Consider the following 17962-nt stretch of genomic DNA (forward strand, 5'->3'; position numbering starts at 1 on the left):
AGCGCCGGTCGCTGCATGACAGCGACCGGGGCATTATCACTTCACCTTCAGTTCGTCAGACAGACGCAGTCTTCGCCAACACCTGCGACGCCACCTCATCCACCGCTTCACGCGTCAGCTTCACGATTTCATCCACGTCGCCGCGCGAAGTCACGAGCGGCGGTGCAAAACCGAGAATATCGCCGTGCGGCATTGCCCGCGCGATCAATCCGCGCTGCATCGCGGCGGCCGACACGCGCGGGCCGACCTTCAGCGCGGCGTCGAACGGTTGACGGCCGTCCTTGTCGGCCATGAATTCGAGCGCCGCCAGCATGCCCGCGCCACGCACTTCACCGACGAGCGGATGCGAGTCGAATGCGGCATGCAATTGCTCGAGCAGATAGGCACCGGTTTGCGCGGCGTTCCGCGTGAGATTTTCGCGTTCGAGAATGTCGAGGTTCGCGAGCGCCGCGGCCGCGCAGATCGGATGGCCCGAGTAGGTCCAGCCGTGCCCCATCGCGCCGGATTCCTGCGACGCCTTGTCGAGCACGTCCCACACACCTTCGCTGACGATTACACCCGACAGCGGCGCATACGCACTCGTCAAGCCCTTTGCGACGGTAATCAGATCCGGCTGAATGCCGTAGTGCTGCGCACCCATCTTCGAACCGAGCCGGCCGAAACCGCACACCACTTCGTCGCAGATCAGCAGAATGTCGTGCTTTTTCAGAACCTGCTGGATCGCGGGCCAGTAGCCGGCCGGCGGCGGAAGAATACCGCCCGTGCCCATTACCGGTTCGGCGATGAACGCCGCGATCGTATCCGCGCCTTCGCGCGCGATCAGCTTTTCAAGTTCGTCGACACAGTACGCGACGAATTGCGCCTCGTTCATGCCGGCCGGCGCGCGGCGATACCAGTGCGGACACACGGTGTGCTTCACACGCTCGATCGGCAGATCGAAGAACTGATGAAAACTCGGCAGGCCCGTCAGGCTGCCGGTCACGATGCCCGAACCGTGATAGCCGCGTTCGCGCGAAATGATCTTCTTCTTGTTCGGCCGGCCTTTCACGTTGTTGTAGTACCAGACGAGCTTGATCTGCGTTTCGTTCGCATCCGAGCCGGACAGCCCGTAATACACCTTTTTCATACCCTGCGGCGACCAGTCGATGATGCGCGACGACAGTTCGATGATCGTATCGGTCGAGTGGCCGACGTACGTGTGGTAATAGGCGAGCTTCTTCGCCTGCTCGTAGATTGCATCGGCGACTTCGGTGCGGCCGTAGCCGATGTTCACGCAGTAGAGTCCGGCGAAAGCATCGATATAGGATTTGCCTTGATGATCCTCGATGCGAATGCCTTTCGCGCCGGTCACGATACGCCCCGGCAGCGCGCCGCTCGCGTGATCGTGCGCGTGCGTCGACGGATGCATGAAGTGCGCGCGGTCGGCGCTTAGGAGTTGGTCGAGTTGCTTCATGGTAGGTCGCTCCTTCGTGTAATGGGTCAATATGGGTCGATGAATGATCGGTTCAGGCGGTTGCGGCCGCCGCGCTTGCACTTGCCGCCTCACGAGCGGGCAGACTGTCGCTCACCGGCAAGCCGAGCTGGCCAAGGCAGAAATAACGGGTTTCCACGAACGGCTCGAAACCTTCCACGCCACCTTCGCGGCCGAGCCCCGACGATTTGATGCCGCCGAACGGAATCGGCGCGCCGGTGAATTTCGCGCCATTGACGGACACCATTGCAAAGTCGAGCCGGCGAATCAATTGAAACACCGTGTTGAGATCTTTCGCGCACACATACGCGGCCAGACCGTATTCGGTGTCGTTCGCGCGCTCGACCACTTCATCGAGCGAATCGAATGGCGACACGGCGGAGATCGGTGCGAAGTTCTCTTCGTCGTAGATGCGCATACCGGGCGCAGCGTCCGCGACCACCGTCGGCGCGAAGAACCAGCCGCCACGTTCATGCGCCGCGCCGCCGACGGTGATGCGCGCGCCCTTCTCGCGCGCATCGGCGACGCGCTGCGCGGTCGCATCGAACGCCGCCTGGTGCATCAGCGGACCGACATCGACGTCCGCTTCGAATGCGCTGCCTACCTTCAGCTCCCGCACTGCGTCGCTATAGCGCGCGACGAACGATTCGTAGAGCGGACGGGCAACGAAGATCCGGTTCGCCGCGCAGCAGTCCTGTCCCGAGGTCTGGAACTTCGCCGCAACCGCGACGCGTACGGCCTGCTCGAGGTCCGCATCTTCGGTGACGATAAAAGGTGCGTTGCCGCCGAGTTCGAGCGCGGTCTTCCTGATGCCCGCGTTGGCCGCCGTCTGCATCACCAGCGTGCCGACGCGCGTCGAACCGGTAAAGCTCACCGAGCGCACGCGGGAGTCGGAGACCAGCGTTTCCATTGCCATTTGCGGCTCGCCGAGCACGACGTTGAACACGCCGGCCGGAAAGCCGGCTTCTTCCGCGAGTTGCGCGAGCGCGAGCGCCGAGAAAGGCGTTTCGTGCGCGGGTTTCGCGACCACGGTGCAGCCGGCGGCCAGCGCGGCCGCGGCCTTGCGCGTGAGCATCGCGCATGGGAAATTCCACGGTGTAATCAGCGCGGCGACGCCGACCGGTTCGACGAACGTGCCGAGATGCGCGCCGTCGATATGCGTCGGAATCGTGCGGCCATTGAGGCGCCGCGCCTCGTGCGCGAACCATTCGACGAAGCTCGCACCATAGGCGATTTCGCCGCGCGCTTCCGCAAGGGGCTTGCCCTGTTCGAGCGACAGAATCGCGGCAAGATCCTGCTGATGGCGCAGGATCAGTTCGTGCCAACGCAGCAGCAGCGCCGAGCGTTTGGCGACCGGCAGCCAGCGCCATGCGGAAAACGCGCGATGCGCGGCGTCGACCGCGCCGGTGATCTGCGCCGCGTCGAGCATCGGCACGTGGCCGAGCACGGTCTGATCGGCGGGATTCTGCACGGCGACGCTCGCGGCGCTGGCACTGTGAACCCAGCGTCCGTCCACATAGCACAGCGATTTGAATAGGACCGGATGACCCAGCAGCATGACGACCTCCTGTGTGCGATATCTACTGTCACTGTAGGTCCGGCGGCGCCGTGGTTTTTTTCGTTATGGCATCTCGAAAACTGCGTTTTTTCTGCAATTGGCCGTGACGTGGCGGGTTTTTCACGCGGTACGCGTTGCGGCGTTTTCGCGTGCTTTTTACTGCATTTTTTCCACGTCCATCGCGGCATTCAACCGCTCTCGCCAACCGACTGCTCCGCCCACTCAGGCAGACCTTCGCTGCCGCTTTTGACGACCTTCGTGACGATATAGGTGAAGTACTTCTCGATGCCCAGCCCGTCGGTCAGCAGCGTATCGATGAAGCGCTGATAGTGGTCGATATCGCGCGACAGCACGTGCATCACATAGTCGACACCGCCGCCCGTCGCGAGACATTGCACCACCTCGGGCGCGGCGGCCACGCGTTCCTCGAACCTCCGCATGTCCGGCGCGGTGTGACGCGCGAGCGTGACCTCGACCACCACGCGGCTGCCCTTGAACGCACGCACCCAATCGATGTCCGCGCGATAGCCGCGAATCACGCCGTCCTCCTCGAGACGCTTCACGCGCTCCCACGCCGGCGAAATCGACAGATTGATCTCTTCGGCGAGGCGCGACTTCGTGATGCGCCCGTCGCGCGCGAGAATGCGCAGAATCGCGAGATCGTAGCGGTCGAATTTCATCGCGTGCTCAAACCGTCACCGGTATGCCGCGTTCGACGACGTCGGCCACCACCGCAACCGTATCGCCGGTCCGGACGAGCCCCGGAAAATGCCGCGCGGCCAACATGCCGCCGCGTCGCGCGCGATATTCGACCGGCGCGGCGCCCGTGCGCGTCGCATCGTAAATGCGCGCGATGACTTCGTCGCGCTCGACCATCTCGCCGAGGTCCTTGCACAATTCGAGCAGGCCGTCGTGCTCGCTCGTCGTGTAGCAGGTGCCGTCGGGCATGTCGAGCAGCGTCGTGGTGCGTGATACGTCATCGCTCATGCCGTTGCGCGCTTCCTCGCGTTGCAGAATGCGCGCGTATTGCAGAAAACCGCGCACGCCGCGCTCGGCCACCGCGACGCTTTTCACGGTCGCCGTTCCGCCGCCGCCGAGTTCCGTCGACACGAACACCTTGCCCGCTTCCTCGACGGCCGTGTCGTACAGCCCGACGCTGTCGAGTTCGAGCATCCGCATCGAATACGGCGCGCCGAATGCGCGCATCGCCACTTCGCAACGCGACTGCTGCGCCGCGTCGGGCAGCAAATGAATCGCGGCGAACGGCACGAAATCGAGCGTGCGTCCGCCCGCGTGCAGATCGAGCACATAGTCGGCGAGCGGCAGCAGATAGCGCTGAAAATAATCGGCGATCTTCTCGGTGACGGTGCCGTCCGGCTTGCCCGGAAAGCTGCGATTCAGATTGCCGCGATCGATCGGCGACGTGCGGCTGCCCGCGCGAAACGCGGGGAAGTTCATGAACGGCACGATGATCACGCGCCCGCTCACGTCCTGCGCCTTCAACGCGCCGGCCAGCTTCGACAGCGCAATCGGACCTTCGTATTCGTCGCCGTGATTGCCGCCGGTGAGCAGCGCGGTCGGCCCCTCGCCGTTGCGGATCACCGTGACCGGAATCATCTCCGCGCCCCACGCGGATCCGTCGTGCGAATGGGGCAGCTTCAGAAAGCCGTGCTGTTCGCCGTCGGCGTTGAAATCGACCGTCGGTTGAATCGGGGATGCCCGCATAAGTGCCACTCCTTCCTGGGCCGCTTGCGCGGCGGATTGCCGAGCCTCATTTCGCCGGCGCGTCGTTGCGAAAACGCGTTCCCGCTCCCACGGCACGCGCACGCTGCAACGCGAGCGCGGCGATCGCGGTGTCCTGCGCGCCGGTGCCGGTCAGATCGCAAATCGTCACGTCGGCATCGCTCGCGCGGCCCGCGGCCTGTTTTGCTATGACCTGGCCGAGCTCGACGATTGCCGCATCGGCTCGCATCGCGCCTGCGTCGAGCGCGTGATGCAATTCTCCGAGCACGCGTGTTTGCCGCGCGCGGTCGCATATGTAGCGCGCTGCCGCCAACGCGGCCGGTGCGATTTCGTTCTTGTGCTCCGCGTCCGAGCCCATCGCCGTGATGTGCAGGCCGGGATGCAGATGCGCGGCTTCGATCAGCGGCGTACGGCTCGGCGTCGCGGTGATCGCGACATCCGCTTCGGCGAGCGCATCGCGCACACTGAGTGCCACGTCGCATCGCACACGGAGCGTGGCGTTCACCGCGGCGGCGAAACGCCGTGCGCTCGCCGCGTCGCGTGCCCATACGCGCACGCGTTCGACACGACGCACCAGCATCAACGCCTGCAATTGCAGACGTGCCTGTTCGCCCGCGCCGATCACCGCGACTTGCGGCGTGTGCGGCTTCGCGAGCCAGCGCGCCGCGACGGCGCCGGCCGCCGCCGTGCGTATCGCGGTCAGATAACCGTTGTCGAGCAGCACCGCTTCGGTCAATCCCGTCTTCGCCGACAACACCAGCATCAGGCCATTCAGACTCGGCAAACCAAGCGACGGATTGTCGAAAAAGCCCGGGCTCACCTTGATCGCGAAGCTGTCGAAGCGCGGCAGCCATGCGGTTTTCACGTCGACCTCGCCGTTGTGTTCGGGCAGATCGAGACGCAGGATCGGCGGCATCGCGACTGCCTCGGTGGCGAGCGCGACAAAGGCCGCTTCGATCTGATCGATCGCGGCAAGATCGAGTGGCACGAGTTTGCGAAGCTCCGCTTCGCCAAGGAGCGTGATCGAGGTCATGGCGCAGTGTGTGAATCCGGTGGTGTCGTAAATTGCCGCGCATCGCCGTCGACGATGCGCCGATGCAGATCGATATCGATGTTCGCGCCGGTCACGACGAGCACGAGCGGCCCGCGTTCGATGCGCGCGGCGGCCAGCGCGCGATCGAGCAGCGCGGCGATACCGACCGCCGCCGCGCCTTCGACGACGAGCCGCTCCTGCCGGTACGCATGCACGATGCCGCGCGCGATCGACGTCTCGTCGAGCAGCACGGTCTCGTCGATCAGATCGCGCGTGAGCGCGTACGTATAGCGGTTTTCGAGTCCGATACCGCCGCCGAGCGAATCGGCGAGCGTGTCGAGTTCTTCGACGAGCACCGGATGACCGGCCGCGAGACTCGCATGCATCGCCGCGCCGCGCGCCATCGTGACGCCCGTCAAACCGATCGCGCGATTCGCGCTTTTCGCCGCGAGCGCAATACCCGCGAACAGACCACCGCCCGACAGCGGCACGACGATGTTCGCGACATCCGGCACGGCTTCGACGATTTCGAGTCCGATCGTCCCCTGTCCGGCGATCACGTGCGGATCGTCGAACGGTGAAACGTACGCGAAGCCTTCTTCGCGCGCGAGACGCAGCGCTTCATGTTCGGCTTCGTCCTGACTTTTACCGCCGATGCGCACCTGCGCGCCGAGCGCGCGCACCGCTTCGACCTTGTTTGCGGGCACGAGCCGCGACAGACAAACCGTCGCCTCGATGCCGAGTGCGCGCGCCGCGTGCGCCACCGCGCGGCCATGATTGCCGGTCGACGCGGTCACGACGCGACGGCAGCCCTGTTGAGCGAGCCGCGCGAGCGCATTGGTCGCGCCGCGCACCTTGAAGCTGCCGGTCGGCTGCACGGTTTCGAGCTTCAGATAAACCGGCGTGCCCGCCAGCGCGGACAGGCCCGGCGATTCGACCAGCGGCGTACGGCATACGCGCCCTTCGATACGGCTGCGCGCACGATAGATATCGGCTAAAGACAGATCGGACGGCTGAACGGACATGGACTCGGCCCTGCATCAAAGCGTTTCGTTCGATGCAGTCGCAACTTTCGCAGGCAGTGGCAGAACGTTCGTGGCCGCATCGCTTTTCATGCAGCCCAGTCTAGTGTTCCAAAAAGGGATTTCTATTGTCCTAGTCCATTTCGGATCGCGTGGCGCGAAACATGCACGGGCCTGACGGTGAAGCTCACGTGAAGTCGTGCACCTGCGGATATTGCTCGAACACGTCGCGCATCGTTTCGAGCGCGGACTTATAGGTGTCCTCGCCGACCTCCGCGCCGACGCAGATCCGCACTGCATTCGGCCGGTCCGCTTCGCGCACGAGAAACGGATCGGGCGACGTGACCGCGATATCGCGATTGCGCAGCTCGCGCACGAGACGATCGGTGCGCCAGTGATCGGGCACGCGCAGCCATGCCGAGAGCGCCTGCGGATGCGCGCCGAGCACGTAGTTGCCGAGCGTCTGCCGCAATTGCGCCTGACGCCGCCCCAATCGTTCGCGCTGGATTTCCACGAGCCGCGCAGCCGTGCCGTCGAAGATCCAGCGCGTCGCGATCTCGGCCATCGGCGGGGTCGCCATCCAGCTACTCACGCGCAGCACGCTTTCGGCGCGCAGCGCGAGGCGCCGCGGCGTCGTCAGATAGCCGATGCGCAAGCCGGCCATCACCGATTTGGTCAGGCTCGTGCAGTAAAACGACAGATCGGGAATCAGGCTCGAAATCGGCGTCGAGGGTTTCGCGGGCAACGGTCCGTAGACATCGTCCTCGATCACGTACACGCCGTAGCGTTCGGCGATCTTCGCAATCGCGCGCCGCCGCGAATCGGGCATCAGCGCGACGGTGGGATTGTTCAGCGTCGGCGTGCAGACGAGTGCCGAGACGCGCTCGCTGTCGCACATCTCCTCGAAGTGCTCGGGGTGAATGCCGTACTCGTCGATTTCGAGTCCCTTCAGCGTGAAGCCGAGCACGTTCGCCGAGCCGATCACGCCGTGATCCGTGAGGCTTTCGCACAGCACCGTGTCGCCCGGTCCCACCAGCGAAGCGAGCGCGAGAAAAATGCCGTGCGCGGCGCCGTTCGTGACGAGCAGCGTATCCGCGGAAGCCGGCATGCCGAGCGACGCGAGCCATGCGATGCCCGCCTGCCGATGATGCTCGAAGCCCGCAATCGGGCGGAACGCGCGAATCCACGGCTGATCGTCGAGCGTCGACAGCGTCGCGCACACCTTGCGCCACATCGCATCGTGTTCGGGCGTATGGATGATGCGCGCAATCGAAAAATCGACCACCGAGCGTTCGGCCGTATCGAGCATATAGCTCGACATCGTTTCGGTGACGCGTGCCGCGACGAAGCTGCCGCGCCCCACCTCGCAGCGGATCAGCCCTTGCCGCTCCAGCTCCTTGTACGCGTTGGTGACGGTCTGCACGCTGATCGCCAGTTCCGCGGCGACGTCGCGCTGCGGCGGCAGACGCGCGCCCGGCGGCAGCGTTGCGCTTTCGATATCGCCCGCAATCGCCTTGACCAGCCGCTTGTATTTCGATTCCACGCCGTGCACCGCGCGCACGGCTTCGCGCCACTGCTCGATCACCGCTGCTCCTTCGTTAGGGTCGGCCGCGACTCCGTGTAAAGCCGCGCCGTCTCCATAGTGAGGCAAAAACGGGGCGGGAAATTATTGTCCTAGTGCATTCATCGCTAAAAATACGGGGCACCGAGGCCCTAGTTGGCGTGCTGCGGCGCGGTAAGCCAGGCGTGATGGCGCGGAGAGAAAAACGGCTAGGCCGCCGTTGCCGCCCTACAGCAACCCCGCGAAATGCACCAGCACAAACAGCACCGCGCCGCCCGCGATCAGCACCAATGCATTGATGCGCGTCTTCATCACGAGCACGGTCGCGATCCCGGCCGTGAGCCACGCAATCCAGCCGCCTTCGAGTTCTTTTATCAGCACATAGACGGCCGCGAGAATCAGCCCCGCGGCGACGGGCCGCAAACCGGCCTGCAACGCGTTCAGCCAGCGCGCGCCTTCGTGCCGGTTCCAGACGTGCACGACGCCGTACATCAGAAACGCGGTCGGCCCGAACAACGCGAGCGTCGCGACGAGCGCGCCGGGGAGGCCGCCGACCTGGTAGCCGATCAACGTCGCGAGCAGCGAACCGGGACCGGGCGCGAGCCGCGCGATCGCGAAGTCGCTCAGGAACTGCGCATGGGTCATCCAGTGATGCACGTCGACGACCTGCCGCTGCACCTCGGCGATGATCCCCTGACCGCCGCCGACGGTCACGATCGACAGCGGCGCAAAAACCGAAAACAGGGCGATGAGTGTTCTGGACACGTGAGAAGCTTTTCTGAAGTTTGACCAGGGGCGATCGAGGCAGTCACGACGGTCACGGCTGCGGCGGCGAACGCACGTATTCGTAGCCGATGCTCAGCGCGCCGGCGATCAGCACGGTCCACACGAGCGACACGCGAAACAGCGCGGCGGCGGCGAACGTCGCGATCAGCACGAGATACGGGAACACCCGTCGCGGCAGCCTGCGCGCGGCGGTGAGCGCCATCGACAGCGACAGCCCGATCGCGCCGGCCGCCGCGCCCGCGAGCGCGATATGCGTGAGCGGAAACGATGCGATCGCCGAGAAGAACACGCCGAGCAGAATGATCACGACGGCCGGCGGAAAAATGATGCCGCAGAACCCGGCAAGCGCGCCGCGCCAGCCGAGCAGCCGGTAACCGATCCAGATCGCCAGATTCTTCACGTTGACGCCCGGCAGCGCCTGCGACAACGCAAGGCCGTTGAGGAATTCGTCTTCGCTCATCCAGTGCCGGTCATGCACGAATTCGCGCATGAACCAGCCGCTCAGGCCGCCGCCGAAACTCGTCAAACCGATGCGCGCAAAGATCAGGAACAGCCCGAGCGAGGTGATCTTGCCGGGCGGCGGGTCGTCGTGTTGCGCGACGTCTTCGCGTGTCGACGGCGGCTCGCCGAGGTCGTCCGCGTGGGTGGCTTGGGTCAAGGCTCCTCCTGTCCCGTTCTGGCGATCGTTCGTGATTCCGGCTGCCTCGCATCATAGCCGTAATGGCGCGGAGCCCTCGGCGCAAAACCCCGTCATTGCACCTTCTCTTCACCGCTACCCGCGGATGTCGCGCCGCCTTGCACGGACCCGGCAGCAGCGGCGGCAGGCGCAGCCGGATGACGCGGATCGTGCAACTCGTCGGTCGACCAGCCGCCGCCGAGGTCGCCGAACAGCGAAGCCGCGTGCAGCAAGCGCGATTCCTGCACGTTCAGCGCGGTCTGCCGCGTGCTCAGTTGCGTAGCCTGCGCGGTCGCAACCGTCGTGTAGTCGACGGTGCCGGCCTGATATTCGTTGAACGCGATCTCCGCGCCGCGATCCGCGTCGCGCACCGCCGCGTCGAGCACGTCCGCCTGCTCGGCGAGAATGCGCAAGCCGGACAGATCGTCCTCGACGTTCTGGAACGCGCCCAGCACCGTGCCGCGATAGTTGGCGACGGTCGCGTCATAAGCCGCTTTCGCCGCGTCGACGTCCGCGCTGCGCAGGCCGCCGTCGAACAGCGTTTCGCTCGCGCTGCCGCCGAGCGACCACACGTAGTTCGCGATCTTCAGCAGCCCGGACAGCGGCGACTGCGTAAAGCCGGCCGCGCCCGACAGCGAAATCTCCGGGTAATACGCGGACACCGCGACGCCGATCGCCGCGTTCTGCGCGGCCATCTTGCGCTCGGCGGCGGCGATGTCGGGCCGGCGCTCCAGCAGCGTCGACGGCACGCCCACCGGCACCGACGGCAGCGCCGGCATCGCGGCGCTATGCGCGACCTCGAGTTCCTCCGGATTCTTGCCGACCAGCACCGCGATCGCATGCGCGTACTGCGCGCGCGCGACGCCGAGTGCGATCAGATCCGACTTCGCGGTATTGAGCTGGCTGCGCGCGGTGATCACGTCGCTCGGCGCAATCGTGCCCGCGCGGTCCTGCTCGGTGACGACGTCGAGATAGTGCTGATACGCGTCCACCGTTTTCTCCAGCAGGTCGATGTTCGCATCGGTCGTGCGCAGCTCGATGATCGCGGTCGCGAGCGCGACCTGCTCGGACAGCGTCGCGTTGGCGAGCGTCGCCTCGCTCGATTGCGCGGTCGCCGCGTTTTCCTCGACCGTGCGCCGCACCTGGCCCCACAGGTCCGGCGCCCAGCTGACGTTGCCTTCGAGCGAGCCCGAGTTGACGACGCGCGCCGCCGCGCTGTTCACCAGGGTTCCCGCCGAGCTCACCGACCCGCTCCCCGCGCGTTCGCGCGTGGCGGAGCCGGTCGCGCCGATCGTCGGAAACAGGCTCGCGTGCGCGGCCCGCACTTCGGCGAGCGCTTCCTGATAGTTCGCGTAGTCCGCGCGCACGGTCTGGTTCGACACCACGACCAGCGGTTCGAGTTCGTCGATCAGCGGATCGTTGAACGCCGTCCACCAGTTGCCCTTCGGCGCGCTCGCGTTCGGCTCGGCCTGCGTCCAGCCCGGCAGTTCCGAGTAGGTCGCGGGGACGCGCACCTGCGGCCGGTGATAATCCGGGCCGACCATGCAGCCGGCGTTGAACAGCGCCAGCGTCGCGACGGCGAGTGTCGCCATGCGGCGCGGCCCCAAACGTTCAATGGAAATCTTCATCGTCATGCCTTCGTATCCGGCTGCCCGGGTTCTCCCGGCTGCCTCGCGTCGCGGTTCCAGCGCAAACCCTCGGACCATCTGACCAGCCTCGCGCGCAGGCGGTCGAGGTACAGGTAAATCACCGGCGTCGTGTACAGCGTAAACATCTGGCTCAGGATCAGCCCGCCCATCACCGTGATACCGAGCGGCTGACGCAGCGAGCCGCCCTGGCCGATGCCGATTGCGAGCGGCACCGCGCCGAGCACGGCCGCGAACGTCGTCATCATGATCGGCCGCAGCCGGATCAGCGCGGCGCCATGAATCGCGTCGCGCGCCGGCATGCGCTCCTGGCGCTGCAACTGGATCGCGACGTCGACCATCATGATGCCGTTCTTCTTGACGATACCGATCAGCAGAATGATGCCGATCATCGCGATCACCGAGAACGGCGTACCGAAGATCAGCAGCGCGAGCGTCGCGCCGATGCCCGCCGACGGCAGCGTCGAGAGAATCGTCAGCGGATGGATCGAGCTTTCGTACAGCACGCCGAGCACGATGTAGACGACGCCGAGCGCCGCGAGAACCAGCAGCGGCACGATACCCATCGATTGCGAATAGGCCGCGGCCGCGCCCGCGAACGAACCGTGGATGCTCGCGGGCATGCCGAGCTCGCGGATCGTGCTTTCGATCGCCGCGCCCGCCTGGCTCAACGAACCGCCGGGCGGCAGGTTGAACGAGATCGTCGCGGCGACGAGGCCGCTCTGGTGATTCACCTGCGTCGCCGTATGGCTGTTCGAATACGACGCCATCACCGAAAGCGGCACCATCGTTTCGGCGGCCGTGCTGTCCGCGCTGCCGGTCGAGCTGCCGCCCTTGCTGTTGGCGATGCTGTTGTTCGTCGCGTTCGACTGCGCGTTCGCATTGCGCGCGTTGGTATTCGCCGACGTACTCGTGCTTGCCGCGCTCGTCGTCGCCGACACCGTGCCGCCCGGCATCTGCGTGGCCGCCGTGCCGGTCGGATTGCCCGACGCGGTGCTCAGATAAATCTGGCTCAGCGTCTGCGGATACTGCCAGTACTCGGGCGCCACCTCCATCACGACGAAGTACTGGTTCAGCGGGTTATAGATCGTCGACACCGTGCGCTGGCCGAATGCGTCGTACAGCACGTTGTCGACCTGGTTCGGCGCGAAGCCGTAGCGCGCCGCCGTCGCGCGATTGATCGTCACATAGGTCTGCAAGCCGTTCTGCTGCAGATCGGAGTTCACGTCGAGCAGCCGCCCGCGCTCCTTCGAGAGCGCGGTGACGAGCTTCGGCGTCCATTTGAAGAGCGCGGCGGAATCGTCGCTCGTCAGCGTGTACTGGTATTCAGCCGCCGACTGCCGTCCGCCGATGCGCAGATCCTGCTGCGCCTGCAGGAAGAGCCGCGCGCCCGACACTTCGTTGAGCTTCGGCCGCAGCCGGTTCACGACCTCGGTCGCGATGGCGTGACGCTCGGCGAGCGGCTTCAGTTCGATGAACACGCTCGCGCTGTTGAGCGAGCGCCCGCCGGTAAAGCCCGCGACCGACTCGACCGCCGGGTCCTTCTGCACGATCGCCTGCAATTGCGCGAGCTTCTTCTGCATCGCCGTGAACGAGATGCTCTGGTCGGCGATGATCTGACCGATCAGGATGCCGGTGTCCTGTTCGGGAAAGAACGTCGCCGGCACCAGCTTGAGCAGGAACACGTTGCCGACCAGCAGCCCGAACAGCAGCAGGATCACCAGCAGCGAATGATCGAGCACCGCCGTCAGCGAGCGCGCGTAGACGTCCTTGAAACGGTCGAACTGCCGCTCGACCCAGCGTGCCCAGCGCGCTTTCGAGTGGCCGGCGTTGTTGCGGCTCAGCACGTACGCGCACATCGCGGGCGTGACCGTCAGCGAGATCACCAGCGAAATCATGATCGCGATCGACAGCGTAATCGCGAACTCATGGAACATCAGGCCGACGATGCCCGGAAACAGAATGATCGGCAGAAACACCGCGATCAGCGACAGGCTCATCGAGATCACCGTGAAGCCGACTTCGCCCGCACCCTTCAACGCGGCCTCTTTCGGACTCAGCCCCAGCTCCATGTGCCGCACGATGTTCTCGAGCACGACGACCGCGTCGTCGACGACGAAGCCGGTGCCGATCGTCAGCGCCATCAGCGACAAGTTGTCGATGCTATAGCCGAGCAGATACATCGGCCCGAAGCTGCCGACGATCGACAGCGGCAGCGCCACCGCCGGCACGAGCGTCGCGCGCGGCGACTGCAGGAAGATGAACACGACGCCGACCACCAGCAGCACCGCGATGAACAGCGTGCGCTCGGTATCGCCGACTGACGACGTGACCGACACCGAGCGGTCGATCGCCACGCCCACGTGAATGCTGCTCGGCAAGGTCGCCTCGATCGACGGCAGCACGTCGCGGATCTGCCGCACGGTCTGCACGACGTTGCTGCCCGGCATCGGATAGACGATCACCAGGATCGCCGACTTGCCGTTGAAGAGCCCCGCATTGCGGATGTTTTCGTTCGAGTCGCGCACCTCGGCGACGTCGCGCAACTGCACCGGCGCGCCGTCTCGATACGCGACCACCAGATCGCGGTACGGCGCCGCGTGCGTGATCTGGTCGTTGGAGGTGACCACGTAGCGCTGGTCGCCGACGTCGAGATGCCCCTTCGCGCTGTCGGCATTGGCCGCGCTGATCGCCGCGCGCACGTCCTCCATGCCGATGCCGTAGCTGTTCAGCTTGCCCGGCTGCAACTCGACGCGCACCGACGGCAGCGCGCCGCCGCCGAGTGTGATCTGCCCGACGCCCCGCACCTGCGACAGTTGCTGCTGGATCACCGAATCGGCGGAATCGTAGAGCTGCGCTTTCGTCAGCGTGTCGGACGTGAGCGACAGCACCATGATCGGCGCGTCGGCCGGGTTGTACTGGCGGTAGCTCGGATTGCTGCGCAACGTGGTCGGCAGATCGGCGCGCGCGGCCTGGATCGCCGCCTCGACGTCGCGCGCGGCGCCGTTGATGTCGCGCGTGAGCCCGAACTCGACGACGATCAGCGACGAGCCGACGTTGTTGATCGACGTCAGCTCCTCGACGTCGGCGATCGTCGCGAGCCGCCGCTCGAGCGGCTCGGCCACCGTCGACGCCATGATGTCCGGGCTCGCGCCGGCCATGTTCGCCTGCACGACGATCACCGGAAACGCGATGTTCGGCAACGGCGCGACCGGCATGCGGAAATACGCGAGCGTGCCGGAGATCAGGATCGCGATGGCCAGCAGCGTGGTCGCGACCGGCCGCCGGATGAAGAGCGCCGGGATGTTCACGGCGCGCCCTCCGCGCCGCCTTCAGGCGGGCTCCCGTCCGGCTCGCCGCCGCTGCCGCGTGCGTTGCGATTTTCACGCCAGCGCTTCACGCGCGCGGCCATCCGGTCGAAGAACAGATAGATCACCGGCGTCGTGAACAGCGTCAGCATCTGGCTCAGCGTCAGCCCGCCGATGATCGCGAGACCGAGCGGCCGACGCAATTCCGACCCCGTGCCGGTGCCGAGCAGCATCGGCAGCGCGCCGAGCATCGCGGCGAGCGTCGTCATCAGGATCGGGCGGAAGCGCAGCAGCGACGCCTCGAAAATCGCGTCGCGCGGCGCCTTGCCGTGATTGCGCTCGGCGTCGAGCGCGAAGTCCACCATCATGATCGCGTTCTTCTTGACGATGCCGATCAGCAGCACGATGCCGATGATGCCGATCACGTCGAGATCGCTGCCCGCGAGCATCAGCGCGAGCAAGGCGCCGATGCCGGCCGACGGCAGCGTCGACAGGATCGTGACCGGATGGATGAAGCTCTCGTACAGCACGCCGAGCACGATATACACGGCGACCAGCGCCGCGATCAGCAGATAGACCTCGCTGGACAGCGAATCCTCGAACGCGGCGCTCGCGCCTTGCAGCGACGACGTGATCGACGGCGGCAGGTCGACCGCCTGCTCGGCCGCGTGAATCTCCCTGACCGCCGTGCTCAGCGACGCGCCTTTCGCGAGATTGAACGAGATCGTCACCGACGGGAACTGCGCGAGATGGCTGATGACGAGCGGCGCCTTCTTTATTTCGATCTTCGCGATGCCGGACAGCGGCACCTGGCCCGTACTGCTGGTCTGGCTCGGCAGATAGAGATTGCCGATCGACTGCACGGTGGGCATCGTTTCCGGCTTCGCGACGAGAATCACGCGGTACTGGTTCGACTGCTCGAAGATCGTCGACACGATGCGCTGGCCGAGCGCGTCGTACAGCGCGTTGTCGATCGTCGCGGGCGTGATGCCGAAGCGCGCGGCCAGTTGCCGGTTCACTTCGACGTTCACGCTGAGGCCGTCGCTGTTGAGGTCGCTCTGCACGTCTTCCAGCGACGGAATTTTCTTCAGCCGCGCCACCAGGTCCGGCACGTACTTCTGGAATGCCTGCTGATTCGGCCCGCGCAGCACGAAGCTGTACTGGTTCGGCGAGACCGTGGTGTCGAGCGTCAGGTCCTGCTCGGGCTGCATGTAGAGCTTCACGCCGGGCACGTGCGCGACTTCCTGGGCGAGACGCCGCGCGATCTCCTGCGCGGTGTCGGAGCGTTTGTCGCGATCGCGCAGGTTGATCAGGAAGCGGCCGTTGTTCAGCGTCGTGTTGACGCCGTCGATACCCACATACGAAGTGAGCGACGTCACGTCCGGGTCCTTCAGGATCGCGTCGGCGAGCGCGCTCTGGCGCTGCACCATCGCCGCGTACGACACCGAGTTGTCGGCCACGCTGATCCCCTGGATCACGCCGACGTCCTGCACCGGAAACAGCCCCTTCGGAATCACCACGTAGAGGATGCCGGTCAGCACGACCGTGCCGACCGCGACCGCGAGCGTCAGCGTCTGATGATCGAGCACCCATGCGAGGCCGCGCTCGTAGGCGGCCAGCGTCTTGTCGAACAGGCCCTCGCTGATGCGCTCGAAGCGGCTCGGATGCCGCTCGGCCTGCGCGCGCAGCATGCGCGCGCACAACATCGGCACCACCGTCAGAGAAACGACCGCCGAGATCACGATCGTGACCGCCAGCGTCACCGCGAATTCGCTGAACAGCCGGCCGATCACGCCGCCCATGAACAGCAGCGGAATCAGCACCGCGATCAGCGACACGGTCAGCGACAGAATCGTGAAACCGATCTGCCCCGCGCCTTCGAGCGCGGCTTCGAGCGGCGTCATGCCCTCTTCCAGATAGCGCACGATGTTCTCGATCATCACGATCGAATCGTCGACGACGAAACCGGTTGCGATGATCAGCGCCATCAGCGAAAGATTGTCGATCGAGTAATTGAGCTGGTACATCACGGCGAGCGTGCCGATCAGCGAGACCGGCACCGAGATGCTCGGAATCAGCGTCGCCGGCACGTTGCGCAGGAACACGAAGATCACCGCGACCACCAGCACGATCGCGAGAATCAGCTCGAACGCGGCATCCGCGACCGACGCGCGGATCACGCCAGTGCTGTCCGACACCACGGTCACTTTCATGCCGGCCGGCAGCGTCGATTCGAGCTGCGGCAGCTCCTTCATGATCTGGTTGACCGTCTGGATCACGTTCGCGCCCGGCCGCCGCTGCACGTTCAGCACGATCGCGGGCGAGCCGTTGTACCACGCGCCGCGCTCGACGTCCTGCGCGGCCTGGCTCACGCGCGCGACGTCGCGCATGAACACCGGCGAGCCGTTCTGATACGCGATCACCGTGTCCAGATAGTCCTTCGGATCGGTGATCTGGTCGTTGCCGTTGATCGTGTAGTCGAGATCGGGGCCGTCGAAATTGCCCTTCGGCTGGCTCACGTTCACGTAGCTGAGCAGCGTGCGCAGATCGTCGATGTTCAGGCCGTAGGCGGCGAGCTTGTGCGGATCGGCCTCGACGCGGATCGCCGGCACGTTGCCGCCGCTCGTCGTGACGACGCCGACGCCCGATACCTCCGAAATCTTCGTGCCGAGGCGGTTGTTCGCGACGTCCTGCAGTTGCGTGAGCGACATCGACTTCGACGTGACCGCGAGCGTCAGGATCGGCAGGTCGGCGGGATTGACCTTCGCGTAGGTGGGCGGCGCCGGCAGCCCCGAGGGCAGGTAGCTGTTCGACGCGTTGATCGCCTGCTGCACGTCCTGCTCGGCGATGTCGAGGTTCAGCGACAGATCGAACTGCAGCGTGATCACCGACGCGCCGTCCGAACTGTACGAGGTCATCTGCTGCAGGCCCGGAATCTCGCCGAGCTGCACCTCGAGCGGCGCGGTGACCGTGGTCGCCATCACGCTCGGGCTCGCGCCCGGATAAAAGGTCTGCACCTGGATCGTCGGATAGTCGACGTTCGGCAGCGACGACACCGGCAGTACGCGCATCGCGATCAGGCCGATGAGCACGAGCGCGATCATCAGCAGCAGCGTCGAGACCGGTCGAAGAATGAAGAGACGCGAGATATTCATCGG

Annotated in this window: 12 protein-coding genes; all 12 read right to left on the minus strand. The window is 65.5% G+C overall.

The genetic code is table 11. The features are described 5' to 3' along the window. Nucleotides 1-55: 55 nt before the first annotated feature. The 12 genes from QM685_RS06915 to QM685_RS06970 all read right to left on the minus strand — a co-directional run bounded on the left by QM685_RS06915 (nucleotide 56) and on the right by QM685_RS06970 (nucleotide 17959). Nucleotides 56-1453, minus strand: a complete 1398-nt coding sequence (locus QM685_RS06915) for an aspartate aminotransferase family protein (RefSeq protein ID WP_415114102.1) — start codon at nucleotides 1451-1453, stop codon at nucleotides 56-58. A gap of 52 nt (nucleotides 1454-1505) precedes the next feature. After that, on the minus strand, nucleotides 1506-3029 hold the full coding sequence (locus tag QM685_RS06920) for an NAD-dependent succinate-semialdehyde dehydrogenase (RefSeq protein ID WP_415114104.1): 1524 nt from the start codon (nucleotides 3027-3029) through the stop codon (nucleotides 1506-1508). A 188-nt stretch (nucleotides 3030-3217) separates the two neighbouring features. Beyond that, the gene (locus tag QM685_RS06925; RefSeq protein ID WP_415114106.1) at nucleotides 3218-3709 is read right to left on the minus strand and encodes an Lrp/AsnC family transcriptional regulator; all 492 of its coding nucleotides are present in this window, start codon (nucleotides 3707-3709) and stop codon (nucleotides 3218-3220) included. Between the two features lie 7 nt (nucleotides 3710-3716). Beyond that, complete coding sequence (doeB, locus tag QM685_RS06930) at nucleotides 3717-4754, minus strand: N(2)-acetyl-L-2,4-diaminobutanoate deacetylase DoeB (protein ID WP_415114108.1); 1038 nt, start codon at nucleotides 4752-4754, stop codon at nucleotides 3717-3719. A gap of 46 nt (nucleotides 4755-4800) precedes the next feature. After that, complete coding sequence (locus tag QM685_RS06935; RefSeq protein ID WP_415114110.1) at nucleotides 4801-5805, minus strand: cyclodeaminase; 1005 nt, start codon at nucleotides 5803-5805, stop codon at nucleotides 4801-4803. Then, nucleotides 5802-6830 (minus strand): hydroxyectoine utilization dehydratase EutB, encoded by a 1029-nt coding sequence (gene eutB, locus QM685_RS06940; protein WP_415114112.1) that lies wholly within the window; start codon nucleotides 6828-6830, stop codon nucleotides 5802-5804. The genes QM685_RS06935 and eutB overlap by 4 nt, the downstream gene beginning before the upstream one ends. A gap of 184 nt (nucleotides 6831-7014) precedes the next feature. After that, nucleotides 7015-8412: a PLP-dependent aminotransferase family protein gene (locus QM685_RS06945; RefSeq protein ID WP_415114114.1), complete on the minus strand. Its 1398-nt coding sequence runs from the start codon at nucleotides 8410-8412 to the stop codon at nucleotides 7015-7017. A gap of 204 nt (nucleotides 8413-8616) precedes the next feature. Continuing rightward, nucleotides 8617-9153, minus strand: coding sequence for a chromate transporter (locus tag QM685_RS06950; RefSeq protein ID WP_415114116.1), 537 nt, complete (start codon nucleotides 9151-9153; stop codon nucleotides 8617-8619). 52 nt (nucleotides 9154-9205) lie between these two features. Continuing rightward, entirely contained in the window at nucleotides 9206-9832 is a 627-nt protein-coding gene (locus QM685_RS06955; protein ID WP_415114118.1) for a chromate transporter, read from the minus strand. Nucleotides 9833-9924: 92 nt separating this feature from the next. Next, nucleotides 9925-11484 carry an efflux transporter outer membrane subunit gene (locus tag QM685_RS06960; RefSeq protein ID WP_415114120.1) on the minus strand — a complete coding sequence of 520 codons (1560 nt, stop codon included), beginning with the start codon at nucleotides 11482-11484 and terminating at the stop codon, nucleotides 9925-9927. Next, nucleotides 11481-14807, minus strand: coding sequence for an efflux RND transporter permease subunit (locus QM685_RS06965; RefSeq protein WP_415114122.1), 3327 nt, complete (start codon nucleotides 14805-14807; stop codon nucleotides 11481-11483). The genes QM685_RS06960 and QM685_RS06965 overlap by 4 nt, the downstream gene beginning before the upstream one ends. Continuing rightward, nucleotides 14804-17959, minus strand: a complete 3156-nt coding sequence (locus tag QM685_RS06970) for an efflux RND transporter permease subunit (protein WP_415114124.1) — start codon at nucleotides 17957-17959, stop codon at nucleotides 14804-14806. The genes QM685_RS06965 and QM685_RS06970 overlap by 4 nt, the downstream gene beginning before the upstream one ends. Nucleotides 17960-17962 lie beyond the last annotated feature (3 nt).

Source organism: Paraburkholderia sp., assembly GCF_047605525.1.
Lineage (GTDB): Bacteria > Pseudomonadota > Gammaproteobacteria > Burkholderiales > Burkholderiaceae > Paraburkholderia.

Excerpts from the sequence above, each read along its gene's own strand:
- QM685_RS06915 (WP_415114102.1), bottom strand. The coding sequence starts at position 1,453 with ATGAAGCAACTCGACCAACTCCTAAGCGCCGACCGCGCGCACTTCATG.
- QM685_RS06920 (WP_415114104.1), bottom strand. The coding sequence starts at position 3,029 with ATGCTGCTGGGTCATCCGGTCCTATTCAAATCGCTGTGCTATGTGGAC.
- QM685_RS06925 (WP_415114106.1), bottom strand. The coding sequence starts at position 3,709 with ATGAAATTCGACCGCTACGATCTCGCGATTCTGCGCATTCTCGCGCGC.
- doeB (WP_415114108.1), bottom strand. The coding sequence starts at position 4,754 with ATGCGGGCATCCCCGATTCAACCGACGGTCGATTTCAACGCCGACGGC.
- QM685_RS06935 (WP_415114110.1), bottom strand. The coding sequence starts at position 5,805 with ATGACCTCGATCACGCTCCTTGGCGAAGCGGAGCTTCGCAAACTCGTG.
- eutB (WP_415114112.1), bottom strand. The coding sequence starts at position 6,830 with ATGTCCGTTCAGCCGTCCGATCTGTCTTTAGCCGATATCTATCGTGCG.
- QM685_RS06960 (WP_415114120.1), bottom strand. The coding sequence starts at position 11,484 with ATGACGATGAAGATTTCCATTGAACGTTTGGGGCCGCGCCGCATGGCG.
- QM685_RS06970 (WP_415114124.1), bottom strand. The coding sequence starts at position 17,959 with ATGAATATCTCGCGTCTCTTCATTCTTCGACCGGTCTCGACGCTGCTG.